Below are 26,991 nucleotides of genomic sequence, written 5' to 3'. Positions count from 1 at the left end.
ACTTCTTTTCTTGCTTCAAAACTCTATAGCGAAAGAGGCTCGTGCTTTTTCACTAAACCAAAGTCCGCCAAGATCGCGTAGGCCGCTGGGATCATAAACAACACCAACAAGGTTGAGGCAAATATCCCGAACACAATTGAAATCACCAGAGGCTGAATAACCTGAGCCTGTAAGCTGGTTTCCGTTAATAGCGGCAGTAGACCTGCAGCGGTGGTCATTGACGTTAAAAATACCGCACGGAAACGCTCACGACTCGCCTTAACAACTGAGTCATGCACGCTATCCCCTTCATCGACATGGTGGCGAATGTATTGCACCAACAAAATCGAATCATTGACCACGATCCCAGCGAGCGACACAAAGCCCATCATGCTTGGCATACTCAGTGCGTGACCTAACAACCAGTGACCAACAACGACACCAATGAACGCCAATGGAATTGCCAACATCACGACCACAGGTTCCAAGTAGCTTCGGAATTGATAACTAAGAATCGCAAACACACCGAATAAGCCCAATAAGAAACCTTTGCCCATCGAGGCTCCAGTCTTAGCCGCATCTTTGGCTTCGCCTTCGAAATCAAAACGTAAGCCCGGGTATTTTTGAATCAGCTTAGCCGCTTCTTCTTTTTGGAACTGAGCCAAAATCGCGGAAGAGCTCGCCTTCTTATTATCTATGTCACCGAAGATACTGATGGTTCTCAGCCCATCAATACGCTGGATTCGCACATAGTTACGTTGAAAATCTAACGTTGCCAATGTAGCTAATGGAATCTGACTGCCATCTGCGGTAATGATTGGGAAGTTAGCCAGTTGCTGTAAATCACCCGCTTGTTCTTTATCAAGACGAACTTCAATAGAGATATTCTCAACACCGATTTGAATCTCATCCGCTGTCTGACCAAAGAAAGCCGCACGCAATTGGGAAGCAATCATCTGCCCATTCACGTTGTAGGTTTCAGCGCCTGGACGCAGCTTCACCAAGATCTCTTCTTTACCCATGCGCATGTCATCCAGCACGCCATGCACGCCATCAAACTGATTAAGGTATTCTTGAATATCCAAAGAAGCAGATTTCAATGCACTTAGGTCATCATGTTTAGCACGAATCTCAATCGCACGACCGCCCGGCCCCATAGTCGGTTGCTTGAAAACTAACGAGATAGGATCGGCCAAGTCACCGATGTCTTCTCGCCATGCATCAATAAAGTCATCAATAACCGTGTTACGGCTCTCAGCTCCGCGTAAGTCTAAGCGTACAGTTGCTAAATGTGGGCCTGATTCATTGGCATCTGCGTTGGCATTAAATTGGCTGGTGATGTGCTCAACCAAGGTGTTGCCTTCTTCGACCTCTTCGCTCCACTGCACGTTCAAACGCTCGGCAGATGCGACGATCTTATCGACCACTCGCTCGGTTTGAGACAGTGACGCCCCCGGAGGAAGAATGACACGAGCCTCGGCAATATCGCCATCTAGCTCTGGGAACGGTTGGAATTTGACAACACCACCAGCAATCAAAGAGATAGATAGAAGCAACAAGGTGATCACCCCGCCCGTAAAGGCGTAGCGGAAAGTCACTACCTTCTCGACCATGCTCATCAAGGTGGTATTACGGAAGTTCTCAAATTTCTCTAGCAGCACGACTTTGAAACGCAGCGCTGGCTTGTCATTTTTTTCTTTGTGTAATGAATGAGATAAGTGATTTGGCAGAATCAAGAAGGCTTCAATCAAGCTCAAAGAAAGCACCAATATTAATACTTGAGGTACCGCCTTAAGCACCGCACCCATTTCACCATCAAGGAACAGTAAACTACCAAAGATACACACCGTGGTTAGGAAAGAAGACAATACTCCGGGGAGCACCTTCTTAACACCGTTGTACACCGCATCGTCAACATTTTGCCCCCGATCCAGATGGGAGGCGATCGATTCGGCGATCACGATAGCGTCATCCATCATAATACCGATCGCCATCAACAAGCCGACTAGAGACATGATGTTGATCGATAATCCAAGATTGGCCATCAAAAACAAGCCACCAAGGAAGGCCACTGGTAGACCTGCCGCCACCCAAAACGAGTAGCGTAGACTGAAGAAGAGCCACATGGTTGCGAACACCAGCACAATACCTTGCCAGCCATTGCGCACCATCATGGTCAAGCGATCCCACAGTACAGAAGAGAGATCGTTGGTCATTTGCAGCGTGACGCCATCAGGAGCAATCGCACTTTGATCTTCTACGAATCGCGTTACGTTCTCTTTGATTCGTAGCGCATCATCTTCTTTGTTCTTACTGATCTTTAATAGTGCCGATGGCTTACCATCAAACAACACTTTTTGCTCATCAAGTTCAAAGCGATCGGTCACCTTCGCAATATCTCGTAAACGGATCACTGAACCGTTAGGCGCAGACCCAACCACAATGCTTTCGAGTTCAACGGGTGTGATGCGTCTTTCATCAAAACGAATTAAGAAGTTTTTGTCTGGCGTTTCTACGTTGCCACTCGGCAGTTTTACGTTTTGACGACCAATTTGATCGGCAATATCTCCGACACTCAGACCGAGCTGGCGAATCGCTTGGGTATCCAACTCAACGCGATATTGATGATCGGAGAAGCCGCTGACCTCCACCAATGAAACGTCGTAATCAAGCTTCATAGTACGCTTTAGATCTTCCGCGTATGCCTTAAGTTCTGGCCATGAAGTTTCTGCGGTAATCGCAATATCCACAACCGGCTCATTCCAATCTAGTTCTTGGACGACTGGTGATTCAATCTCAGTTGGGAAATCATTGATCGAGTTGATCTGAGTTTGTACGTCCACCAGCATTCGACCGATATCTGCTTTCTCATTCAATTTGAGGATTAAGCGAGCACTGCCTTCTATCGCCTCACATTGAGTTTCTTCAATGTTAGCTAAACCATCGACCGCGTCTTCCATTCGCACACACAAGCTCTCTTCTACCTCTTGTGGTGAAGCGCCCGGGTACACAATCGCCGCCATAATGTAAGGGGGATCGTAGGCTGGAAAGGTTTCACGCTTGATGGTGGATAAAGAAGCTAAACCCATGATCAACAACCCAAGCATCAGCAGGTTGGCTGCGGTTGGGTGCCTAGAGAAGAACTTGATCATGAGGCGCTCTCCTCAGTATCAGCGGAAAGCTCATCATTTGAAGCGAATTCTTTCAATAACATACCTTCAATCGCAGGCAGAACATCGTTAAGAATCAGCTTGTCTCCAGCTTGCAGTTCACCGTTAACCACCACTTGGTTGTCTCGGCGATAAAGCACTTCAACATTCACTACTTGCAAACGTTGGCTGTCATCCATCAGGTAAATCTTATCGCCATGCAGAGCACGCTCAGGTACAACCCAACTTAGGCTCGCCAAGCCTTCAATCTCCGCTTTGACGAACATGCCATTCACCAAGGGAGTGGCACTGCTTGGCTCTAGGGCTGAATAATCTTGATTGATTTCGAGAATGATCCCCGCTGTGGCTTGGTTTTCATCAACGGTTTCACTGATTCTTGCTACCTTCGCAGGCCAACTCAGATTCAAGCTGCCACTGTTCATCTGGATCGTCGCTTTAATCGGCGCTTGATAAGGATTAGGTATGCCTGCGGCATCGCGAGGGAATTGAGTAAAGCTTGAGGCTAAAGTTTGCATATCGTGTATAGAGAGTTGTGCCTCAACTTCCATAACGTTAATCCCATGAGCAATAAACATCTCTTGCTGAAGATTAACCACTTGGTTTTGTTCAATATCTACCTGAGCGATTCGCATAGCTCTAGGCAAAGTGATGGTCGTTTTATCCAAAGAACGCTGCGCCTCTTTGACCTTAGAAACATTGACCTTAATCACCGCTTGCGCCACGCGCTTTTCATCCGGCATTAAAGCGATTTGATTCTGTATATCTAACACCAACTTCTGTTGAGAAAGTGCACTTTGTTGTTGCAGATCGACATCTGATTGAGAGGTAAGCCCTTTCTTGCGAAGATCCTGTTTACGTTGAAGCTCTTTGTTACTGATCACTAAACGATTTTTTTCGATCTTTAATGTTTGTTGTAGGTTGTCTTCTTCTTGATTTAGTTTAGCGAGCGAGGTCTGGCTTGATTTAAGATCCGCTTCCGCTTGCACCAACTTCAGTTCGTAATCCAAAGGATCGATCTTTAATACCTCAGTACCCGCTGCAATAATTTGGCCCTTTTCTAGATCAGGATGACGATACACGATCTGCCCTGTCACCTCAGCAATCGCTTTCCATTCAACCTTTGGTACCACTTTGCCAAAACCAACCGCTAATGGCGCGATCATCTGTTTTTCTAGACTCACGGTTTCAACTAAACGCGCTCTGTCACCCGCTGGTTTAGTCGGTAAGTCCGGCTTCAGATTAATCGCCGCCACTAGACTAATAACACCGACGGCAAGAGCCGGAAAGAAGAGGAGCTTTTTACTTATTTTCATTATTTTGGTTCCTGCAAAGGTGAAGGGCTCGGGGCGTTTACAAAGCCTTCCGTCATCAGTTGAATGTTGTGTTCGATAAGTCGGTTAAGAAATTCTTCATTGAGTTCAATACCATGGATAGCAAGCAAAGGTGGCGGTGCAATGAACGGGAACACCATCAAGCTTATATACGACACGCGGCAGAGTCTGGGATCCATATCTTTTCTTAAAACGCCTTGTTCAACTAGCTTTTCAAAAATGACATCTTGGGCAGGTTTGGCGACATCAAGAAAGACTTTCTCGAGCAACTCTCTCTGCACTTCTGAAGGCGGCATCTTCATCACTTGGGCTATCAAGCGAGGAAACTTCGGTACCTTCACCATCTCTTTGTAATAGGTTCTCATTAGATCGAGAAAGTTCTCATGGCTGCTTTCATCGACAAGTCTCTGCATTTGTAATTGCATAGGGCGTAATGTTTCACGCAGCATCGCCTCAAATAATCCGGCTTTACTGCCAAAGTAATAGCGAATCATCGCAATATTCACACCCGCTCGCTCAGCAACTAAACGAGTCGATACCTTGTCATACGGTTGAACCACGAACAGATCTCGAGCATGCTCAATGAGTAACTGCCGTACATCTAGATTCTGTTGAGGTCGACCTGCTTTACGCGCTGCCATCACTTAGACCTATCCCTATAATTAATCACACGATTAATTATAGGGATAAATCGACATGGTTGTAGAAGATTAATTACTCACTATTTAATCAAATGATTAATTAATTTAGCCGCCCTTTTAATTTTATTGGTGAATCGTTCCATCAAAAAGATTTACTACAAAGTTTTAACCTACACATCAGCCAAACGATAAACTAACCGCCCAGTACAAAACACTCAATCAGCTGATAACACCAACAAAAAACACACAAGCAGCACAAACCAAACAAAAACACCGCCAAAGCACGCTGATATTGGATTTTCTTGTTTGACGCTCAGAATAAATTGCGGTAAATATGGTGTTAACAGTTTATTTACGGATATTTGTGTAATGATTTTTTCTTCTTCTCGACTGCTGAAACTTCTCCTTATCGTGAACCAATCGCGCGGGTAAGTTGTGGGTCAAGAACTACACAAATATTAAAACCCGCGCTGAGCGGGTTTTTTTGTAACTGGCACTTTTAAAAGAACATCATTCTTAATAATAATTTGGATAGCAATCGATTCATTATCGATATAAGGAAGCACCCATGAACGATCAAGTGATAATTTTTGACACGACCTTACGTGATGGCGAGCAAGCGTTGGCTGCAAGCTTAACGGTAAAAGAGAAATTACAGATCGCTTATGCACTTGAACGACTGGGTGTAGATGTTATTGAAGCGGGTTTTCCGGTGTCATCACCAGGCGATTTTGAATCAGTACAAACCATCGCTAAGAATATTAAAGACAGCCGAATCTGTGCGCTTTCTCGTGCGGTAGCAAAAGATATCGACGCCGCTGCAGAAGCGTTAAAAGTCGCTGAGCAGTTCCGTATTCACACCTTCATTTCTACATCAACGGTTCACGTTCAAGATAAATTGCGCCGTAGCTACGACGATGTTGTCGAGATGGCAGTAAAAGCGGTTAAACACGCTCGTAACTACACAGACGATGTTGAGTTCTCTTGTGAAGATGCAGGCCGTACGCCTATCGACAACCTATGTCGTATGGTTGAAGCAGCGATCAACGCAGGCGCAAAAACAATCAACATCCCAGACACAGTGGGCTACACAGTGCCTAACGAGTTTGGCGGTATTATCAAAACGCTATTTGATCGCGTGCCAAACATCGACCAAGCAATCATCTCTGTTCACTGTCACGATGACTTGGGTATGTCGGTTGCTAACTCAATTGCAGCAGTCCAAGCCGGAGCTCGTCAAGTTGAAGGTACTATTAACGGTATCGGTGAGCGCGCAGGTAACTGTTCTTTAGAAGAAATCGCGATGATCATCAAAACTCGCCAAGAGTTATTAGGTGTTCATACTGGTTTGAATCATCAAGAGATTCACCGTACCAGTAAGTTGGTTAGCCAACTTTGCCACATGCCAATCCAAGACAACAAAGCTATCGTCGGTGCGAACGCATTCAGCCACTCTTCAGGTATTCACCAAGATGGCATGCTAAAGAACAAGAACACTTACGAGATCATGACTCCTGAATCTATTGGCTTGAAAAACAAGGCGTTGAACCTAACAAGTCGTAGTGGCCGAGCTGCTGTTAAGAGCCACATGGACGCAATGGGTTATAAAGACAATGAGTACAACCTAGATTCATTGTACGAAGATTTCTTGAAGCTTGCTGACCGTAAAGGCCAAGTGTTCGATTACGACTTAGAAGCATTAATGCACTTCGCAAATCTACGTGACGAAGATGACTTCTATAAACTTAACTACCTAAGCGTACAATCTGGTAGTGTTATGTCTACGACCAGTATCAAGCTGCAATGTGGTGATGAAGAGAAGTGCGAAGCCGCGGTCGGTAACGGTCCTGTTGATGCGCTATACCAATGTATCTACCGCTTAACTGGCTACGAAATCGTACTAGATAAGTTCGACCTAACCGCGAAAGGTGAAGGCGAAGATGGCTTAGGCCAAGCGGACATCATTGCCAACTACAAAGGTCGCAAGTACCACGGTACAGGTGTTTCAACCGATATCGTTGAAGCTTCTGGTCAAGCGCTACTGCACGTTATCAATAGCATTCAACGCGCAGACACCATTGCTGAAATGAAACAGCAAAAAATCGCGACAGTTTAAGTACCCAATAACAGAGCCCTAGAGCCAATGTTATTGGCTTTAGGGACAAAATTTATAACGAGCCAAATAGCTCAGTAACAAAGAATTAAAGGATTAACATGACTGATAAATCATACAAAATTGCCGTACTACCTGGTGATGGCATTGGCCCAGAAGTAATGCAACAAGCACATAAAGTGCTAGACGCGATCGAAAAGAAGCACGCAATTAGCTTTTCTCGCGAAGAGTATGATGTTGGTGGTATTGCGATTGATAACCACGGCTGCCCACTTCCAGAAGCAACCGTAACTGGCTGTGAAGAATCTGACGCAGTACTTTTTGGTTCTGTTGGCGGTCCTAAATGGGAACACCTTCCACCAAATGATCAACCAGAGCGTGGTGCCCTACTTCCTCTACGTAAACACTTCCAACTGTTCTGTAACCTACGCCCTGCGCAAATCCATAAAGGTCTAGAGTCTTTCTCTCCTTTACGTGCTGACATCTCAGGTAACGGTTTCGACATCGTGGTAGTACGTGAGCTAACAGGCGGCATCTACTTCGGCCAACCTAAAGGTCGTGAAGGCGAAGGCGCAACTGAAAAGGCTTTTGATACTGAGGTTTACCACCGCTACGAAATCGAGCGCATTGCAAAGATAGCTTTCGAATCGGCACGTCTACGTAACAAAAACGTTTACTCGATCGATAAAGCGAACGTTCTACAGAGCTCTATCTTATGGCGTGAAGTCGTTGAAGAGATCGCAAAAGATTACCCAGATGTAACGCTAAACCACATGTACATCGACAACGCGACCATGCAGCTAATCAAAGATCCTTCTCAGTTTGACGTAATGCTGTGTTCAAACATCTTCGGCGACATCATCTCTGATGAGTGCGCAATGATCACTGGCTCTATGGGTATGCTTCCTTCTGCAAGCTTGAACGAAAGCAACTTCGGCCTATACGAACCAGCGGGCGGCAGTGCACCAGACATCGCAGGCAAAAACATTGCGAACCCAGTGGCACAGATTCTTTCTGCAGCGCTAATGCTTCGTTACAGCCTAGGCGAAGAAGCGGCAGCACAAGACATTGAAACAGCGGTATCTAAAGCGCTTTCAGCAGGCGAGCTAACAGCAGACCTTGCAGGCGACAACCAAGCGCTTACTACCTCTGAAATGGGTGACAAGATCGCAGAGTACATCTTAGCTTCATAGGCTAATCGCTCGGAAATAGAAGCAAGTACATAAGAATAATATCAAGCCAAGTCTGCAAAATTGCATGACTTGGCTCGAAACAAACACTGGGACTGATGCTCCCAAGGAAGAAAAGCTATGTCGACAAACCAGCAAGCCAAAACCTTATACGAAAAAGTTTACGACGCACACGTTGCAGTAGCAGCGGAAGGCGAAAACCCGATTCTTTATATCGACCGTCACCTAGTCCACGAAGTAACGTCACCTCAAGCCTTTGATGGTTTACGTGAAAAAGGCCGTAAAGTTCGCCAAGTTGGCAAGACATTCGCGACCATGGATCACAACGTATCAACCCAAACTAAAGACATTAACGCTTCTGGTGAGATGGCTCGTATCCAAATGGAAACGCTATCGAAGAACTGTGAAGAGTTTGGTGTAACGCTTTACGACCTAAACCACAAATACCAAGGTATTGTGCACGTAATGGGCCCTGAGCTAGGCATTACCCTGCCAGGCATGACCATCGTATGTGGTGACTCACACACTGCGACGCACGGTGCATTTGGTTCTCTTGCATTCGGTATCGGTACTTCAGAAGTTGAGCACGTTCTAGCAACTCAAACGCTAAAACAAGCTCGCGCTAAAACGATGAAGATCGAAGTAAAAGGCAAGGTAGCACCAGGCATCACTGCAAAAGATATCGTGCTAGCGATCATCGGTAAAACAACAGCTGCTGGCGGTACTGGCTACGTTGTGGAATTCTGTGGTGAAGCGATTACTGACCTTACGATGGAAGGTCGTATGACGGTATGTAACATGGCTATCGAGCTTGGCGCTAAAGCCGGCCTAATTGCTCCAGATGCAACTACATACGAGTACATCAAAGGTCGTAAGTTCTCTCCACAAGACGAAGACTTAGAAGCAGCAATCCAATACTGGGATACGCTAAAAACCGATGCTGATGCAGAATTCGATGCGGTTGTTACACTAGAAGCGGCAGACATCAAACCACAAGTAACTTGGGGCACAAACCCAGGTCAGGTTATCTCGGTAGACACGCCAATCCCAGCACCAGAAAGCTTCGCAGACCCTGTTGAAAAAGCATCAGCAGAAAAAGCGCTGGCTTACATGGGCCTTGAAGCAGGTAAATCTCTATCTGAATACAACGTCGATAAAGTGTTTGTGGGTTCTTGTACTAACTCACGTATTGAAGACATGCGTGCAGCAGCAGCGGTAGCGAAAGGTCGCCAAGTTGCAAAACATGTGCAAGCGCTTATTGTTCCGGGTTCTGAGCAAGTAAAAGCTCAAGCAGAAGCTGAAGGCTTAGATGTTATCTTCAAAGAAGCCGGTTTTGAGTGGCGCCTACCGGGTTGCTCTATGTGTCTTGCAATGAACAACGACCGTCTTGGTCCACAAGAACGCTGCGCTTCTACATCAAACCGTAACTTTGAAGGCCGCCAAGGCCGTGATGGTCGTACGCACCTAGTTAGCCCTGCAATGGCTGCAGCAGCAGCGATCGCTGGCCACTTTGTCGATATTCGTGAACTTTAATTAGAGGATTTAACATGTCAGGTTTTCAACAACACACCGGATTAGTCGTTCCTCTAGATACGGCCAACATCGATACTGATGCGATCATTCCAAAGCAGTTCCTACAAAAAGTGAACCGCATTGGTTTTGGTAAGCACTTGTTCCACGACTGGCGCTTCCTAGACGACGCTGGCCAACAACCAAATCCTGAGTTTGTGATGAACGAAGCTCGCTACCAAGGCGCTTCTATTCTACTGGCTCGTGAGAACTTCGGTTGTGGTTCATCTCGTGAACACGCACCTTGGGCTCTTGCCGATTACGGTATCCAAGTGATGATTGCGCCAAGCTTTGCAGACATCTTCTACGGTAACTCGATCAATAACCAAATGGTGCCAGTTCGGTTGACTGAGCAAGAAGTGGATGAAATCTTCCAATTCGTCGAAGCAAATGAAGGTGCTGAAGTTACCGTTGATCTAGAAGCAATGAAAGTGAGCGCAAATGGCAAACAGTACTCATTTGAAATTGATGAGTTCCGTCGTCATTGCTTACTGAACGGTTTAGATAATATCGGCCTAACACTTCAACACGCTGATAAGATTTCTGCATATGAAGAGAAGATTCCAAGCTTCCTAAAATAAGAAGCCTTGGAATAGAAAAAGCAGTTTCAAAATTGAAAAGGTTGGCTCAATGCCAACCTTTTTTATTTGGCTGAACTTTTTGCTTAACTTAATGTGCTTATTAAGTTCAGCCCTTTATTTAGATCAGTTCCGCTATTTAACTGAAGAGCCATGAAAGAAAATCGCAAAGCATAAGGTCTTAGTAGTCAGTCATCAGGAGAATGCCATGAAACAACTACTCGTTATTATCAGCCTACTTTTTTCTACCTTAGCTTGGTCGGCGCCTAAATCTGAACTGTGGCCATACTGGAATCAAAGTAATGAGACCAATTCAGAACAAGTTTCTCATCAAAGCTGGCAGCAATTCCTTGATAGCTACTTGGTTAAACAAGGACAAAATACGTTAGTTCGTTACCAAGCGGTGACCGCGACAGATAAATCAAAACTGAAGCAATACATTAAGCAGTTAGAACAGATAAACCCACTCGATTATTCAAAAGCAGAGCAGTATGCCTATTGGGTTAACTTATATAACGCCGTGACTGTCGATTTGATTCTTGATGCCTACCCAATAAAATCAATTACCAAGCTAAGTGGCCTATTTAGCTTTGGGCCATGGGGAGATGATGTGGTTGTGGTCAACGATAAATCACTGACACTCAATGATATTGAACATCGAATCTTAAGACCTATTTGGCAAGACCCACGCACACACTACGCAGTAAACTGTGCGAGTTTAGGTTGCCCTAACCTACAACTTCAAGCCTTTACGGCTGACAACACCGAGACTCTACTAGAACAAGCCGCCTCTGAGTTTGTGAATAGCGATAAAGGTGTGTTGGTTGAAGGTAATAAGCTCCGACTATCATCGATTTATGAGTGGTTTGCTGTCGATTTTGGTGACCAGAAGCAGCTTATTCAACACCTAGACCAATATCGAGCTAAGCCAGTAACGAATACTAACAAAATCAGCTATGAGTACGATTGGTCACTCAACCAAGCAAACTAGTTTCAGTCGCTAAGGACACAACTAAAACGAAAAAAGAGGCGGGTGGTTTATTTATTAACCACTCGCCTCTTTTTTATTTATTGGACCGTATTTCTACAATTAAAAACTTGAGCCCGGTTGTTGCAAGAATTCTATTTCTTCAGGCGTCGAAGTTCGTTCCAACACATCATTACGGTGCGGATAACGACCAAAACGCTCAATGATAACCTTGTGCTTAAACTCAAAATCCAAATTGTTCTCTAGTCCGGTTTGAGAAAAAAGCTCAACGGCTTGCTCATGAATCAACAGAGACTCACTGTGCATATAAGGCATATATAGGAAGCTTTTTTGTTGCTCGTTAAGTTGGTGATCAAAACCACCCGCTACCGCTTCTTGAGCTAATGCTAAGGCCATAGGATCAGCCGAAAATGCAGCAGGGCTGTTTCTGCTAATATTTCTCGAAAACTGGTCCAGCACAATAATCTCAGCTAAACGCCCTTGTGCATTTTGACGCCATTCAAACAGCTCTCCTTGAATCGCAGCTTGATGTAAATCTGAGAATCGATCGTTAATCAAAGCATCAATGTGTTCACCGCCAGTAAACCAGTCCTTTGGGGTCAATTCATCAAACCAAAAATCCAGAACGTCCTGATAAGTTATCGTCATATTTATTCCTTTAAACAAAAAGAGTCGCTCCAATGAAGCGACTCTAGTGATGTTATTTAAAACCTTTAACCTTCTTAATTAGGTCATAAGCATTTTGAATTTCTTGCGATTTTTCTTTCGCAACGTTCATCATCTCTGGTGGTAAACCTTTCGCCATCAACTTATCTGGGTGATGTTCATTCATCAGCTTGCGGTAGGCTTTCTTCACTTCTTTACCGTCGGCACTTTCACTCACACCAAGAACCTTATATGCGTCGCCAAGCTGGTTCTGTTGTGAAGCCTGTTGCCAACCTGACGACTGCCCTTGGTGATGGCCACCACCAAAGCTTCCACCCTGTTGCTGGAAACGGAATGCAGCTTCTTGCATTTGTAAGCGACGTTCAAGTTGCTCTGCAGAGAAGCCAAGCCCCTGAGCAATCTTGTGGAGAACCTGACGCTCACTTGGGTGCAGGCTTCCATCAGCAAATGCCGCTGAAACTTGAAGCTCTAGGAAGAACTGCAGAAGATCAAAACGCCCACCTGACGAGATCTTTACGCGCTCAAGTACATCACTTAACGGGAAGTCGCTTTCTTTGCCATCACGGAATGCATCTTGCGCCGCTTTACGTTGCTCACCATGCAGGTTCATACGCTCCATCATTGTAGAAGCGAGCTGAATCTCTTCTGGCGTAACCTGACCTTTGGCCTTAGCAACGTGTCCCATAACTGCAAAAGCAGATTTAAAAAACTCATTTTGCCTTTCGGCTTGGCTCGGCCCTCGTCCAAAACCAGATGTATTAAAACCCGATTGGGTCAATCGACGAGCTTTATCGAATTGGTGCCCTAAAAATAGGCCAAAAATTAGACCAAGCGGACCTCCAAATAAAAAGCCAAAAAAAGCGCCCAAAATTTTGCCAAATATTTGCATTATGTGTTCTCTATCTATGAATTTTATCTGAGTACTGCTGTCTTATGGTGCTGAATGCTAATATTTCCTTTATCATAAGGAAAATGCTTTATTAATTGGATTGATACTAGATCAACCCTTCATCTAGTGACACAGGATAGTTCAACTTCATGCAATGTTTTTCCCGCACCTTGTTAGCCGCGTCTATAAGCACCGCCTTATACGTGTCGACAACTCAAGCTGAAACAATAACCGATAGTAGTGTGCAGGAAATGCCCTCTATAGATCAATGCTTGATCGAACCCGCTGCCGAAAACGAGACACAACTGCCCGCTCATGTGGAATCAGATCGCTTAGAGGCTATCAATGGTGACAAGGCAATATATTCAGGTGATGTAAGAGTTACACAAGGCAACAAGACCATCCTTGCAGATAATGTAACGCTTCACCAACAAGAAAATATCGTTGTAGCTGAAGGCAACGTAAACTTTAGTGACGGTCAAATCAAATCAGTGTCGGATAGAGCAACTAACAATCTGACCACAGATGAAATGACACTAGAAAATACCGATTACGAATTTCTTTGCGAACCAGGCCGTGGTGATGCGGTATACATATCTAAGACAGGCAAAGCTGTTTATGAAATTGAAGATGGCTCAATCACCTCTTGTCCTATCGGCGACAACGCTTGGCGTCTAAGAGCTTCAAGTATCGACGTCGATCAAAATGAAGAACAAGCAACGTTTTATAACCCACGTTTTGAAATCCAGAGCGTGCCGATTTTCTACTTACCTTATTTAACTGTTCCTATTGGTGATACGCGTAAGACAGGCTTCTTGTATCCGACGGTTTCGTACGGTTCAAGCGATGGCTTTGAAGCAGAGATTCCTGTGTATTGGAACTTAGCGCCAAACTATGACTTAGAAACGACTTTTAAGTACATGCAAGAGCGTGGCACTCAACTCAACAGTAAATTCCGTTACTTAAGCGACTTTGGTTCAGGTAGCATTAAGTCTGAATATCTTCCTGACGATAAAAAATTCGAAGAGAAAGGCGACCGCTGGGGCGCTCAACTAGAACACTCAGGAATATTCCAGCAATCTTGGTTATTTGAGATTGATTACTCAAAAGTGAGTGACATCGATTACTTCACTGATGTGAGCTCAAGCAGCATTGGTAACCGTGAAGATGGCCAGTTACTTCAAGAAGGTAAGGCAACTTACCGCTCTCAAAACTGGGATGCATCGGTGCTTGTCCGAGATTTCCAAGTCCTAACCGATACAACGAATAATTTACCTTATCGATTAATGCCACAACTCGAGTATAACTATTATGCTCCAGAGGTAATGGATTACTTAGACTTCGACATGATCAGCCATGTCTCTCTCTTTGATACCGACGCTTCAGGTAAGCCTTCAGCTACTCGTGTACACGTTGAGCCAGGGATAACCGTCCCGGTAGGTAATACTTGGGGTACTTGGACAACCGAAGCTCGACTACTCGGTACATACTACCAACAAGATCTTGATGGCGTTGATACCAGTGCAGGATCAGATTATGAGGGCTTAGAAGAGTCCACTAGCCGTGTTATCCCTGAATTTAGAAGCCATGCTGGCATCGTTCTTGAGCGAGATACCACAATTGTTGGTAACTACACTCAAACACTAGAGCCACAAGTTCAGTATTTATATGTACCCGAAGAAGATCAAAGCGAAATTGGTCTTTACGATACAACACTACTACAGACTGATTACTATGGTTTATTCAGAAGCCGTAAATACAGTGGTGTAGACCGCATTGCATCAGCAAATCAAATTAGCTATGGCGCATCATCTCGCTTTTTTGATGATGAATACCGAGAACGCTTAAACATCTCTTTTGGTCAAATTTTCTATTTTGATAAAGATGCCAAGCAAACTTTAAGTAGTGAAGACTCAAGTGATAAAACTAATTATTCATCTTGGGCTATTGAAATGGATTTCAATTATGATGATTACCTTTTCTACCATGGCGGTGTGCAATACGACATTGATTCATCTTCGATGCAACTTGCTAACAGTACCCTTGAGTACCGTTTTTCTGGCGGCTATATACAAACCAACTACCGCTACGTTACAGAAGAATATATAAATGAAACTGTAGATTTTGACGTATCATCAATCACAAGAGATGGTATCTCACAAGCAGGCTTACTTGGTGCCTACCAAATTTCACCGAAGTGGAGCACAAGTGCTCAATATTTCTATGATTTAACCACACAAGAAGATCTAGAGTGGTTAGCTCGTTTAAACTACAGATCGGATTGTTGGTACATCGGCTTTACCTATAGTAACCGTTTAACGAACAACATTAGTGATCCAAATACCACACCTGAATATGAAAACAACTTCAGTGTGAACTTCGGTATTGTTGGTTTCGGTACCAATATCGGTTCTGACTCTGGCGCTGTTGGAGATAGCAGCTCTGACAACTCATTGAGCTACGGTCGCCCATTCTTCTTAAACAACTAATTTTCTTTATTGATAAAAGATCAGTAAATTTAAAGGATTACACATGACATTGTGGAAACGCACATTAATTGCTATCGCGGCAGCTTGTACTTTATCGACAAGCTACGCAGCGCCTGTTGAACTAGATAGCGTAAAAGTGATCGTGAACGAAGGCGTGATTTTACAAAGCGACATCGATGCTTCGATGAAGACACTGCGCGCAAATGCTAAGAAAAGTGGCCAAACATTACCATCGCAAGATGTGCTTAATGAGCAAGTGCTAGAAAAATTAATAATAGATACCATCCAGACTCAAGAAGCGGAACGTATTGGTGTTCGTATTGATGATGCTCGACTTGATCAAGCAATCGAAGGCATCGCGAAAGACAACAACCAAACCGTAGAACAACTTACCGCATCGGTTGCTGAAGAAGGTCTGAGCTACAACGCTTTTCGTGAGCAAGTAAGAAAAGAAATCGCAGCAAGCGAAGCTCGTAACGCTCTCGTACGTCGCCGTATCAACATCCTTCCTGCAGAAGTCGATAACCTTGCAGACATCTTAGCGCAAGAGACTAACGCGACGGTTCAATACAAAATTGGTCACATTCAACTTCGCTTTAATGATGATCAAACAAAAGAAGAGCTAGAAGCTCAAGCTAAAGATTTAGTTGAAGAACTAAACTCAGGCAAAGACTTCAGCACCATGGCTTATACTTACTCTAAGGGCCCTAAAGCACTGCAAGGCGGTGATTGGGGTTGGATGCGTAAAGAAGAGATGCCAACCATTTTTGCAGACCAAATCAAAATGCAGAATAAAGGCAGCATCATTGGCCCATTCCGTAGCGGTGTTGGCTTCCACATTCTAAAAATTGAAGATGTGAAAGGCCTAGAAACGGTTGCGGTAACTGAGGTGAATGCACGTCATATTTTGATTAAGCCTACAGTGATCCTAAGCGATGATGGCGCGAAGGAGCAACTTGAAGAAATCACGCGTCGCGTTAATGCCGGTGAAGCGAGCTTCGGTGACCTGGCTCAGCAATACAGCCAAGACCCAGGTTCTGCGGTTCAAGACGGCGAGCTAGGCTACCAAACACCTGACTTGTACGTACCAGAGTTCAAGCACCAAGTCGAGACGCTACCAGAAGGTAAAATCAGCGCACCATTTAAGACCGTTCATGGCTGGCACATCGTTGAAGTACTCGATCGTCGTGAAGTAGACCGTACTGATTCAGCATTAAAAAATAAAGCTTACCAAATTTTATTTAACCGTAAGTTCAACGAAGAAGCCGGTGCTTGGCTGCAAGAAGTAAGAGCAAGTGCCTTTGTTGAAATGGTTGAGGACGACCAAGATGACAACTAAACGCATTGTCATTACCGCGGGTGAACCAGCAGGGATAGGACCAGACTTAACTCTGGCTCTATCTCAAGAGAGCTGGCCTCATCAACTTGTGGTTTGTGCCGATAAAACACTGCTAGCCGAGCGAGCGAAAATCCTAGGTATTGATGTAGAGTTACTGGACTACGACGCAAATGCGGCTAAGCAACCACAACGCTCAGGCACACTGGTTGTGAAACATGTTCCACTCGCTGAAACGGCTGTTGCTGGCCAACTCAACGAGGCTAACGGTCATTACGTGTTAAATACTTTAGAAACCGCAGCAATTGGCTGTATGAATGATGAATTTGATGCTATTGTCACCGGCCCCGTTCACAAGGGTGTAATTAACCGAGCTGGCGTTGCTTTTAGCGGCCATACCGAGTTCTTTGCAGAGAAGTCCAATACACCGCTCGTGGTGATGATGTTGGCAACTGAAGGGCTGCGTGTTGCGCTAGTAACAACACATATCCCACTAGCTTATGTATCTCAAGCCGTAACCGAAGACAGGTTAGAGCAAATTATTGCGATTCTGAATAAAGACTTGGTTGAAAAGTTTGCTATTGAGAAACCAACTATCTACGTATGTGGCTTGAATCCACATGCAGGTGAAGATGGTTGTTTGGGTCGTGAAGAAATAGAAACCATCACCCCTACGCTAGAAAAAATTCGCCAAAAAGATGGCATCAATTTAGTTGGCCCGTTGCCAGCAGATACCATCTTTAATGAAAAATATTTGCAAGATGCAGATGCTGTTTTAGGTATGTATCACGACCAAGTACTCCCGGTATTGAAATACAAAGGGTTTGGTCGCTCAGTGAACATCACGCTTGGCTTACCGTTTATTCGCACATCAGTCGACCACGGTACCGCCTTAGACTTGGCAGGGAAAGGCCAAGCCGATACAGGGAGCTTTAGAACAGCGCTCACGCACGCCATTGAATTAGTAGAGAAAAAGCAATGAGAAATGATGTCCACTTAGGGCACAAAGCGCGTAAACGTTTTGGTCAAAACTTCCTTAACGATCCATACATTATTGATGGCATCGTATCGAGCATTAACCCACTACCAGGTCAGAATCTAGTAGAGATCGGCCCTGGTCTAGGCGCTATTACTGAGCCTGTGGGTAAGCTTGTCGATAAATTTACCGTTATCGAATTGGATAGAGACCTTGCAGAGCGTCTTCGTAACCATCCGGATTTGGCTGACAAGCTAACAATCCGTGAAGGCGATGCGATGAAGTTCGACTTCCAAGAACTTGTTAAGCCAAACAATAAGCTACGCATCTTTGGTAACTTGCCATATAACATCTCTACACCTTTGATGTTCCACCTTTTTGAATTCCATAAAGACGTACAAGATATGCACTTTATGCTTCAAAAAGAAGTGGTTAACCGTTTGGCGGCAGGCCCTGGCAGCAAAGCTTACGGTCGTCTTACTGTAATGGCTCAATACTACTGTAAAGTTACGCCAGTGCTGGAAGTGCCACCAACGGCTTTCGTTCCGCCACCGAAAGTAGACTCAGCAGTTGTACGTTTGCAGCCATACGAAGTGTTACCTTACCCAGCAAAAGATCTAAAATGGTTAGATCGTGTTTGTCGTGAAGGCTTTAACCAACGTCGTAAAACCGTTCGTAACTGCTACAAGAGCTTAATTGATAAGGAAGTGCTTGAAGAACTTGGTATCAACCCAAGTATGCGTCCTGAAAACTTAACGCTCGAGCAGTTTGTCGACATGGCAAACTGGCTGCACGACAGTCACAACGCTGATAAATAAATAAAAAAGGCTCCTACACTTCGGTTAGGAGCCTTTTTTATGTAATACTTTAATTACATTAAGTATACCAACAACAAAAGGTGCGAATATGGATATATCTACGCCTTGTATCAAATGCCAGGTTCACTCTAAATACATAGAGGAGCAATCTGAGCCAACGAAGAACCGTTACGTCTTCGCCTACATCATTACCATCAAAAACCTAAGCAAAACAACGGTACAGCTGATGTCTCGCCGCTGGTTAATTACCGACTCTAACGGCAAACAACTCACCATTGAAGGTGATGGCGTGGTTGGACAACAACCCGTGATTGAAGCCAACGACGAATACACTTACACAAGTGGTACCGTCATCGAAACCCCTGTGGGTGTTATGCAGGGCCACTATGTGATGACCGATAACAAAGGCATTGATTTCATCACTGAGGTCGATCCATTCAGACTTGCGATCCCGAACATTCTTAATTAGTCATACTTCAGCCTCTACAGGAAAATACTGTGTCGAATTATATTGTCGGAGACATCCAAGGATGCTTCGACGAACTTCAACTCTTACTTGAAACCGTTAAATTTGATAAGCAAAAAGACACTTTGTGGGTCGCTGGTGACTTGGTCGCAAGGGGCCCTAAGTCACTTGATACACTCAGGTTTATCAAGTCTTTAGGAGAATCTGCGAAGGTGGTATTGGGCAATCATGACCTACACCTGCTCGCCGTCTCGCTTGGTCTTTTTCCAGCAAAGAAGAAAGATCAAACTCAGCAGATCCTAGATGCAGATGACAAAGATGAGTTACTTGAGTGGCTTAGAGAACAGCCGTTGATGCAAGAGCATGATCAATTTGTCATGACCCATGCGGGGATATCTCCGCAATGGACAGTAAAAAGAGCTCGTAAAGAGAACAAAAAAATCACAGGTCTATTGCGCTCAAAGAAATGGAAGTGGCTGATTGAGAACATGTACAGCAACGCTCCTGACTTATGGTCGAAAGAGCTTCGCGATATAGAACGTTATCGATACGCAATCAATAGCTTTACACGAATGCGCTTTTGCTTTCCTGATGGGCGATTAGACATGGGATGTAAGCTTCCTCCAAAAGAGGTCACTGACAACGAATATATCCCTTGGTTCGACCTTCCTCAAAGAGTTCCGTTAGATAAAACCGTGTTATTTGGGCACTGGGCGGCACTTGAGGGCTATAACGGAAAAGATGTGATTGGACTTGATACTGGGTGTGTTTGGGGTGGAGAGCTAACGGCACTTCGCTGGGAAGACAAACAGTTTTTTACTCAAAAAGCGCTAAGAAAAATCTAAATTTAAGCTTGCTTTATACGTTAATAAAGCAAGCATTCTTCAAGCTAGCGCTCTAAGATAACAAAATGCATATCAAACCGATTTTTATCGTCATGAGTATAATCGTCGCTATACACACAAGCCCAACCGTCATTTCCCCAATTAGGGAAACGTGTATCACCTTCAATTTCAGCTTCAATAAATGTTAGGTAAAGTTTATTTGCCATAGGAAGGTAAGATTCATAAATAGAGCCACCACCGATAACCATAACCTCTTCAACATCTCCAACCACTTTGAGGGCAGCTTCAGTAGAAGTAACTGTTGTTACTCCTTCGATAAATAGATTGGGGTCTCTACTGATAACAATATTCAGCCTTCCAGGGAGAGGGCGACCTATCGATTCATAAGTTCTGCGCCCCATAATTACTGGCTTCCCTAGAGTGTGTTTTTTAAACCAAGCAAAATCAGCGGGCAAGTGCCATGGCATGGCATTCTCTTTACCAATAATTCTGTCACCAGCTTCTGGTAAATAAAAACCATTTTCCTTATCAATTTTCCCACCATGAGCCATAGCTGCAATTAAGCTAATTTTCACAACTCTATACCTCTGTAATTTGTGAGACACAGATTATACCGATTTCCCTCATAGGGTAAATCATTATGCGATTATACTATTGGTCTTCTTCTATAAAAAAGTAGTCCAGGCACCGCTAAGCCAACTGCCAGTCCGGCGATAATGAACATCGATTTCAAAAAGTTCTCCATCAACATTGCCAGCAATTCAGGGCTGTACCCTGCTCTGTTAATCTCAACCATGGCAATCATCGCTTTAAAGGCAAATACACCCGGAACCATTGGAATCAAAGCTGCGACTGTAAACACCTTAGGGTGCGCTAACAATTTATGCGACCAGTGGACGCCAATCATGCCTACGATTGTTGCGGCAAAAAAGGTGGCCCACTCAATAGGAATACCAAAGTGCATCATAAGATAACGACTGCCGTGACCAATAGAGCCACCCAGTGCACAATAAATTAAGGCGCGTTGCGGGACATTAAATACCAATGCGAATCCTACAGCGGGAATCGCGGCAAAAAACATATCGTTGAGCAAACCCAGAAACAATTCAAAAAGACTCATTAGCTCGCCCATCCCCAAACATCAGACAAACTCATCGCAGCGACAATACCTAAGCTTGTAGCAAGTGTGAGCAAACTGGCCATGGTAAAACGCGCTAAACCCATGTTTATGTGACCTTTAAGCATATCTGCGACGGAGTTTATTAGAGGGAAACCGGGTACGAGCATTAATACTGATGAAGCCATTACGATTGTTGGCTGACCACCGATATTGTAGAGAACTGCTTGAGCAGAGATAGTAGTGGTCACGAAAGCCGTGACAGCAAAGTTTAATAGCGGATTAAAATGGCGATGACCAATCTCTTGTCTGACGATCATGCCACAAGCCGAGGCAATGAAGGTCATCATGAAGACCTGCCAATCACCTCCCGCAAGACGGCTGAAAGAGGCACACGATAATCCGATCATCACGACCACTATCCAGCGGTTATAACGTTCAGGGCTGATGCTTTGGATCTTTTTATACGCCAATCCATAATCGAGAATTCCTTTCTCCATCATAATACAAACTCGTTGAATGTCGGTGATCACTTGCATGTTAATACCACGATCAGCACAGCTGCGAGTGGTGGTGATACAGTGATCATTCATCACAGTCGTGACCACAAGCGCATTGGCTGACAGAGCTACTTCAACTTCGTCCACTCCACAAGCGATGCCAATGCGGCGCATGATGTCGCCAACTAAAGTGCTTTCAGCGCCGTGTGCTAATAACATTTGTCCTGACTGAGCGACCAGTCTTGAGATCGCTCTTTGCTTTGATGCCATGATTTCCTTCCCATAGGCGTTAACTAGTTAGAATAAATTCTGCATTAAAATCCGATAGTACATAATGATTTAGATACAAAAAAACCGCAATTTTCATTGCGGTTTAATAAAACTATCGGCGTTCTTTAGAAGAAGCGACCTAAGTGTTCATAAGAAATTCGAGGATTAGTCACGAACGTAGATAACATGACCGTCATCTTCTTCGTCGTCCCAATCATCCCAGTCGTCATCATCTTCAGTAACGACATTCTTACCACTCATCGCATCTTTATGGTAGTCATCCCACATAAAGTCTACTTTTTCTTCTTCTTCAACTTCTTCAATTTCACGAGGTAGGTTCTCCATGAACTCACCTAGTTTGAAGCAAAGATCTTTTGTGCCCATTTTGTTCACAGCAGAGATCTTGAAGTATTCGTCTTCCCAACCTAGAGCATCGATGATTTCTTGAATCTTTTCGTCTGCTTCTTCTTCTGGCATTAGGTCAACTTTGTTGAATACTAACCAGCGAGGTTTTTGTGCCACTTTTTCGCTGTATTGCTCAAGCTCATCGATGATCGTCAGTGCGTTCTGAATAGGATCAGATTCATCGATCGGCATAATATCGATCATATGAAGCAGAACACGACAACGCTCAAGGTGCTTCAAGAAACGAATACCAAGGCCAGCGCCATCAGCAGCACCTTCGATTAGACCTGGGATATCGGCTACTACGAAGCTCTTCTCAGGTACCACACTCACAACACCCAAGCTTGGGATCAAAGTTGTGAACGGGTAATCCGCTACTTTTGGTTTCGCTGCAGATACAGAACGAATAAAGGTAGATTTACCTGCGTTTGGTAGGCCAAGCATACCAACGTCAGCTAGTAGAAGAAGCTCTAAACGCAGTTCACGAACTTCACCTTTAGTACCCATTGTCTTTTGACGAGGAGCACGGTTAACAGACGATTTAAAACGCGTGTTACCAAGACCGTGCCAACCACCTTTACCAACCATTACTTTCTTGCCGTGTTCAGCAACTTCAGCAACGATTTCGTTGGTATGGATATCAACCGCACGCGTACCAACTGGTACTTTCAGCGTAATGTCTTTACCACGTTTACCAGTACAGTTACCGCCGCGACCATTCTCGCCACGCTCTGCATTGTAAAAACGTTGGAAACGGTAATCGATCAGTGTGTTTAAGTTCTCATCCGCTTGGATGTAAACATCACCACCGTCACCGCCGTCGCCGCCATCAGGACCACCTTTAGCGACGAACTTTTCGCGCCAAAAGCTTACTGTACCATTACCGCCATCACCGGCTTCTATTTTTACTACCGCTTCATCAACGAATTTCATTTTTTAACTCCGCACTTACGTTGCGTTACCACTCATCATGGAGTGATATAAATTCTAGCAGATCCGTGTTTAGATCGATCACCTAAGATCTAGGCCGACCTGCAACCAAGGAACAAAGAAGGAGAGGTTCTTTGCTTTAAGCTTATTAAAGCTAAGACAAGAGCGTCTGCTTTTTTATTCTCGCTATAAATAAAAAACCCTGCCGAATCGGCAGGGCTTTTGAATTCAGCTTGAAAGCTATTAAAATAATCTAGTTAAAGATTAGATTACTCAGCTTCGATGCTTACAAACTTACGGTTTTTAGGACCTTTAACAGCAAATTTCACTTTACCTTCAGTAAGAGCGAAAAGAGTGTGGTCTTTACCGATGCCAACGTTTGTGCCAGCGTGGAACTTAGTACCACGTTGACGAACGATGATGTTACCTGCAAGAACAGATTCACCACCAAAACGCTTAACACCAAGACGTTTGCTTTCTGAATCGCGGCCGTTATTAGTAGAACCGCCAGCTTTTTTATGTGCCATTGTTAAACTCTCCTAATACTTAAGCGTTAATGCCAGTGATTTTCACTTCAGTGAACCACTGACGGTGACCAGCTTGCTTACGCGAGTGCTTACGACGACGGAACTTAACGATTTTTACTTTATCGCCACGACCGTGTTGTACTACTTCTGCAGTAACCTTGCCACCTTCAACAAGAGGTGCACCAACAGCGATTTCTTCGCCGTTAGCAACAAGAAGAACTTTATCAAATTCAACAGTTGCACCAGTTTCAACGTCTAATTTCTCTAAACGAAGTGTTTGACCTTCGCTTACTCGGTGTTGTTTGCCACCAGATTGGAAAACAGCGTACATATTTTACTCCGCTTTTTCCGCACAGCCTATGGTTGTTATTTGTACAACTCGGGTGTGCGCTAAACTAATCAATAGGGCGCAGATTCTACGGGAATCATGGCGCTATGACAAGCCATATTTTTAAAAAATTGGCGAAAACCTGTTCGCCAAAGAAAAGTGCGGCAATCATGCCCTTTAGCGATGTATTAATCAACGTTTTTTAGTGTATTATTCAACAATTAAATACAACGTATAAGCCTTACAGGGTCTAACTTCAGCCGGATGAACAATGGATTTTAAAGCTATCCAAACGCTTACTGCCAATGATATGGCAAAAGTGAATGAAACAATTCAAGCCCAACTTAATTCTGACGTAAGTTTAATCAACCAGCTTGGTTTTTATATCGTTAGCGGCGGTGGTAAACGCCTACGCCCTTTGCTTGCTCTTTTATCTGCTCGCGCTCTTGGTTACCAAGGTGAAGCTCATATCACCTCTGCAGCCTTTATCGAGTTTATTCACACAGCAACCCTACTTCATGATGATGTCGTCGACGAATCGGACATGAGACGCGGTAAAGCGACAGCCAACGCAGCTTTTGGTAATGCTGCTAGCGTTTTGGTGGGTGACTTTATTTATACTCGTTCGTTCCAAATGATGACAACGCTAGGATCTTTAAAGATCCTTGAGCTAATGAGTGAAGCGGTAAACGTGATTGCCGAGGGTGAAGTTCAACAACTGATGAACTGCAATAACCCAGACACCACAGAAGAAAGCTACATGCAGGTAATCTACTCTAAGACTGCTCGCTTGTTTGAAGCTGCGACCCAAATTGGCGCGATTCTTACTGAGTCGTCACCTGAAATCGAAACGGCTATGCAGAACTACGGTAAATACCTAGGCACTGCATTCCAACTGATTGACGATGTGATGGACTACACTGCTGACGGGAAAGAGATGGGTAAGAACGTTGGTGACGATCTTGCTGAAGGCAAACCAACATTGCCTCTACTTTACGCAATGCACAATGGCTCTCCTGAACAAGCAAGCATGATTCGTGAAGCTATTGAAAAAGCCAACGGGATGGAGCGTCTCGACGAGATTATGGCTGTAATGAAAGAGACTGGTTCATTAGAGTACACGACGAATAAAGCCTATGAAGAAGCCGATAAAGCGATTGCTGAGCTTTCTATACTGCCTGACTCTGAATATAAGCAAGCACTAACAACACTTGCTCACCTGGCTGTTAAACGCAGCAAGTAACTTTGTAGACCGTTTTCTATATAGACAACATTACATAGATAATAAAAAAGAGCCTAAGGGCTCTTTTTTTATCCTCACGAAAATCTTTCCAAATCCGCTTTCAGTAACGACTCGACTCTAACGACAATGGAAGTTGAGCTTCGACCTCTTCTATCTCTTCCAGCGGCACTGCATACTGCTCGTGGCTATTGTATGACTCAACCAGCGCAAATTGCTCTTGTTCATCTATAACGAGGATCTTTCCCAATCGACCTAAATGGAAATGGACGTTCATTCCTTTCTGAATACGGCTCATAGTTGCTGCTCCACTCGAATCTATAAAACACTTTTTACGAATGAGGCAAATCCAAGGATCAAAAAAGCCGATCATAATGACCGGCTTTTATTAGCAATTTTAACCTGAGTTAAATGCTGTATCGCTTATTTAGCGAATTCAACACCAATCTCGATATCGCCATTTAGCGTTTCTAGCATGCTGTCTAGAGCGTTACGTTCGAAGTCGCTCAGTTCACCGTAGCTAAGGATCGTTTCTGCGCCCTCTTTACCTAGCTTAACTGGTTGAGCGAAGAATGGTGCGTGCTCGCCTTCACCTTCAACGTATGCACACTCAATCACGTTCTCTTCGCCTTGAAGAGCTTTCACTAGTGCAAGACCGAAACGACAAGCCGCTTGACCCATAGACAGTGTTGCACTGCCGCCGCCAGCTTTAGCTTCTACTACTTCAGTACCCGCGTTTTGGATACGAGTTGTTAGTGCTGCGATTTCTTCGTCAGTGAACTCTACGCCTTCAACTTGAGAAAGTAGAGGAAGTATAGTTACACCTGAGTGACCACCGATAACAGGAACACGGATGTCGCCTGGATCTTTATCTTTCAGCTCAGCGACAAACGTTTCTGAACGAATCACATCGAGAGTAGTAATACCGAATAGACGACGCTTGTCGTAAACGCCTGCTTTCTTAAGTACTTCAGCAGCGATTGGCACTGTTGTGTTTACTGGGTTAGTGATGATACCAACGCAAGCAGTAGGACAAGTAACTGCAATTTTCTCTGCAAGAGACTTAACAATGCCAGCGTTCACATTGAAAAGATCCGCACGATCCATACCAGGCTTACGAGCAACACCTGCAGAAATAAGTACAACATCCGCACCTTCTAGTGCTGGAGTTGGATCTTCACCCGCGTAGCCTTTGATCGAAACAGGCGTTGGGATATGGCTAAGATCAGCAGCGACACCCGGAGTTACCGGTGCAATGTCGTAAAGTGCAAGATCTGAACCAGCAGGCAGGCGGTTCTTAAGTAGTAGGGCTAGGGCTTGACCGATGCCACCAGCGGCACCAATAACAGCTACTTTCATTGTTATTCTCCTTGAGAGCTTTCTCTTATAGATTCTTTGTAGGGTAATTCTTGAGCTAAATCTAAGTTAAAAAACTATATTAATCACAAAGTGATTACAATCAATTAACGCTAGCTTTGCGACTTCGCGCAAGTCAATAAAACCGTGCTACACAGCAAGTTCGCATTATGGCGATAATCGTCTGAAATAACAAAATAAGTCGTCGAAAATAACACATTATTCTATTAAATATTTACAGTGATATGACTAACAAATTACAGGGATGTTTTGG

Annotated in this window: 25 protein-coding genes; 12 read left to right on the top strand and 13 right to left on the bottom strand. The window is 44.3% G+C overall.

The window, feature by feature from the left end; translation table 11 throughout:
• Window positions 1-23: 23 nt before the first annotated feature.
• Genes L0992_01990 through L0992_01980 form a run of 3 tightly spaced genes read right to left on the bottom strand, consistent with a single transcriptional unit; the run spans window position 24 to window position 5,121 of the window.
• Entirely contained in the window at window positions 24-3,131 is a 3,108-nt protein-coding gene (locus L0992_01990) for an efflux RND transporter permease subunit (protein ID XGB67505.1), read from the bottom strand.
• Window positions 3,128-4,462 carry an HlyD family secretion protein gene (locus tag L0992_01985; protein ID XGB67504.1) on the bottom strand — a complete coding sequence of 445 codons (1,335 nt, stop codon included), beginning with the start codon at window positions 4,460-4,462 and terminating at the stop codon, window positions 3,128-3,130. The genes L0992_01990 and L0992_01985 overlap by 4 nt, the downstream gene beginning before the upstream one ends.
• Window positions 4,462-5,121 carry a TetR/AcrR family transcriptional regulator gene (locus L0992_01980; GenBank protein XGB67503.1) on the bottom strand — a complete coding sequence of 220 codons (660 nt, stop codon included), beginning with the start codon at window positions 5,119-5,121 and terminating at the stop codon, window positions 4,462-4,464. Before L0992_01980 ends, L0992_01985 begins: the two co-directional genes overlap by 1 nt.
• Window positions 5,122-5,689: 568 nt before the next feature.
• Here L0992_01980 and leuA point away from each other — a divergent pair.
• From leuA to L0992_01955, 5 genes are all read left to right on the top strand, one after another.
• Complete coding sequence (leuA, locus tag L0992_01975) at window positions 5,690-7,237, top strand: 2-isopropylmalate synthase (protein XGB67502.1); 1,548 nt, start codon at window positions 5,690-5,692, stop codon at window positions 7,235-7,237.
• Window positions 7,238-7,335: 98 nt separating this feature from the next.
• Entirely contained in the window at window positions 7,336-8,427 is a 1,092-nt protein-coding gene (gene leuB / locus L0992_01970; protein ID XGB67501.1) for a 3-isopropylmalate dehydrogenase, read from the top strand.
• 117 nt (window positions 8,428-8,544) lie between these two features.
• A complete protein-coding gene (leuC, locus tag L0992_01965; GenBank protein XGB67500.1) occupies window positions 8,545-9,957 on the top strand; it encodes a 3-isopropylmalate dehydratase large subunit in 1,413 nt (470 codons plus the stop codon).
• A gap of 14 nt (window positions 9,958-9,971) precedes the next feature.
• The gene (gene leuD / locus L0992_01960; GenBank protein XGB67499.1) at window positions 9,972-10,574 is read left to right on the top strand and encodes a 3-isopropylmalate dehydratase small subunit; all 603 of its coding nucleotides are present in this window, start codon (window positions 9,972-9,974) and stop codon (window positions 10,572-10,574) included.
• Between the two features lie 205 nt (window positions 10,575-10,779).
• Window positions 10,780-11,562, top strand: coding sequence for a DUF547 domain-containing protein (locus tag L0992_01955; protein XGB67498.1), 783 nt, complete (start codon window positions 10,780-10,782; stop codon window positions 11,560-11,562).
• Window positions 11,563-11,661: 99 nt separating this feature from the next.
• Here the strand turns inward: L0992_01955 and L0992_01950 are convergent, their stop codons facing one another.
• Window positions 11,662-12,207 carry a DUF924 domain-containing protein gene (locus L0992_01950; protein ID XGB67497.1) on the bottom strand — a complete coding sequence of 182 codons (546 nt, stop codon included), beginning with the start codon at window positions 12,205-12,207 and terminating at the stop codon, window positions 11,662-11,664.
• Window positions 12,208-12,259: 52 nt separating this feature from the next.
• Window positions 12,260-13,114 carry a co-chaperone DjlA gene (gene djlA, locus L0992_01945; GenBank protein XGB67496.1) on the bottom strand — a complete coding sequence of 285 codons (855 nt, stop codon included), beginning with the start codon at window positions 13,112-13,114 and terminating at the stop codon, window positions 12,260-12,262.
• A 149-nt stretch (window positions 13,115-13,263) separates the two neighbouring features.
• Between djlA and lptD the strand changes: the two genes are divergently transcribed.
• From lptD to L0992_01915, 6 genes are all read left to right on the top strand, one after another.
• Window positions 13,264-15,603 carry an LPS assembly protein LptD gene (gene lptD, locus L0992_01940; protein ID XGB67495.1) on the top strand — a complete coding sequence of 780 codons (2,340 nt, stop codon included), beginning with the start codon at window positions 13,264-13,266 and terminating at the stop codon, window positions 15,601-15,603.
• 43 nt (window positions 15,604-15,646) lie between these two features.
• Complete coding sequence (gene surA, locus L0992_01935) at window positions 15,647-16,942, top strand: peptidylprolyl isomerase SurA (protein ID XGB67494.1); 1,296 nt, start codon at window positions 15,647-15,649, stop codon at window positions 16,940-16,942.
• On the top strand, window positions 16,932-17,921 hold the full coding sequence (pdxA, locus tag L0992_01930; protein XGB67493.1) for a 4-hydroxythreonine-4-phosphate dehydrogenase PdxA: 990 nt from the start codon (window positions 16,932-16,934) through the stop codon (window positions 17,919-17,921). Before surA ends, pdxA begins: the two co-directional genes overlap by 11 nt.
• Window positions 17,918-18,733: a 16S rRNA (adenine(1518)-N(6)/adenine(1519)-N(6))-dimethyltransferase RsmA gene (gene rsmA / locus L0992_01925; GenBank protein ID XGB67492.1), complete on the top strand. Its 816-nt coding sequence runs from the start codon at window positions 17,918-17,920 to the stop codon at window positions 18,731-18,733. Before pdxA ends, rsmA begins: the two co-directional genes overlap by 4 nt.
• Before the next feature lie 88 nt (window positions 18,734-18,821).
• Window positions 18,822-19,202 carry a Co2+/Mg2+ efflux protein ApaG gene (apaG, locus tag L0992_01920; protein XGB67491.1) on the top strand — a complete coding sequence of 127 codons (381 nt, stop codon included), beginning with the start codon at window positions 18,822-18,824 and terminating at the stop codon, window positions 19,200-19,202.
• 29 nt (window positions 19,203-19,231) lie between these two features.
• Complete coding sequence (locus tag L0992_01915) at window positions 19,232-20,044, top strand: symmetrical bis(5'-nucleosyl)-tetraphosphatase (GenBank protein ID XGB67490.1); 813 nt, start codon at window positions 19,232-19,234, stop codon at window positions 20,042-20,044.
• 44 nt (window positions 20,045-20,088) lie between these two features.
• On the opposite strand, the gene folA is transcribed toward L0992_01915, so the two are convergent.
• The 6 genes from folA to rplU form a co-directional block, all read right to left on the bottom strand.
• Window positions 20,089-20,595 (bottom strand): type 3 dihydrofolate reductase, encoded by a 507-nt coding sequence (gene folA / locus L0992_01910; GenBank protein XGB68666.1) that lies wholly within the window; start codon window positions 20,593-20,595, stop codon window positions 20,089-20,091.
• Window positions 20,596-20,690: 95 nt separating this feature from the next.
• The gene (locus tag L0992_01905; protein ID XGB67489.1) at window positions 20,691-21,164 is read right to left on the bottom strand and encodes a threonine/serine exporter family protein; all 474 of its coding nucleotides are present in this window, start codon (window positions 21,162-21,164) and stop codon (window positions 20,691-20,693) included.
• A complete protein-coding gene (locus tag L0992_01900) occupies window positions 21,164-21,931 on the bottom strand; it encodes a threonine/serine exporter ThrE family protein (protein ID XGB67488.1) in 768 nt (255 codons plus the stop codon). The genes L0992_01905 and L0992_01900 overlap by 1 nt, the downstream gene beginning before the upstream one ends.
• Window positions 21,932-22,096: 165 nt before the next feature.
• Window positions 22,097-23,269: an Obg family GTPase CgtA gene (gene cgtA, locus L0992_01895; protein ID XGB67487.1), complete on the bottom strand. Its 1,173-nt coding sequence runs from the start codon at window positions 23,267-23,269 to the stop codon at window positions 22,097-22,099.
• 266 nt (window positions 23,270-23,535) lie between these two features.
• A complete protein-coding gene (gene rpmA, locus L0992_01890; protein ID XGB67486.1) occupies window positions 23,536-23,793 on the bottom strand; it encodes a 50S ribosomal protein L27 in 258 nt (85 codons plus the stop codon).
• Window positions 23,794-23,812: 19 nt separating this feature from the next.
• Window positions 23,813-24,124 carry a 50S ribosomal protein L21 gene (gene rplU, locus L0992_01885; GenBank protein XGB67485.1) on the bottom strand — a complete coding sequence of 104 codons (312 nt, stop codon included), beginning with the start codon at window positions 24,122-24,124 and terminating at the stop codon, window positions 23,813-23,815.
• Window positions 24,125-24,392: 268 nt separating this feature from the next.
• On the opposite strand from rplU, the gene ispB reads away from it, so the two are divergent.
• The gene (gene ispB, locus L0992_01880) at window positions 24,393-25,364 is read left to right on the top strand and encodes an octaprenyl diphosphate synthase (GenBank protein XGB67484.1); all 972 of its coding nucleotides are present in this window, start codon (window positions 24,393-24,395) and stop codon (window positions 25,362-25,364) included.
• A 100-nt stretch (window positions 25,365-25,464) separates the two neighbouring features.
• Here the strand turns inward: ispB and L0992_01875 are convergent, their stop codons facing one another.
• The gene (locus L0992_01875; GenBank protein XGB67483.1) at window positions 25,465-25,659 is read right to left on the bottom strand and encodes a hypothetical protein; all 195 of its coding nucleotides are present in this window, start codon (window positions 25,657-25,659) and stop codon (window positions 25,465-25,467) included.
• Between the two features lie 125 nt (window positions 25,660-25,784).
• Window positions 25,785-26,720, bottom strand: a complete 936-nt coding sequence (gene mdh / locus L0992_01870; GenBank protein ID XGB67482.1) for a malate dehydrogenase — start codon at window positions 26,718-26,720, stop codon at window positions 25,785-25,787.
• Window positions 26,721-26,991: the final 271 nt, after the last annotated feature.

The organism is Vibrio pomeroyi (assembly GCA_041879425.1).
Taxonomy (GTDB): Bacteria; Pseudomonadota; Gammaproteobacteria; order Enterobacterales; family Vibrionaceae; genus Vibrio; species Vibrio pomeroyi_A.
Note: the sequence above shows the minus strand (reverse complement) of the source record. Positions and strands in the feature narration are given on the sequence as shown.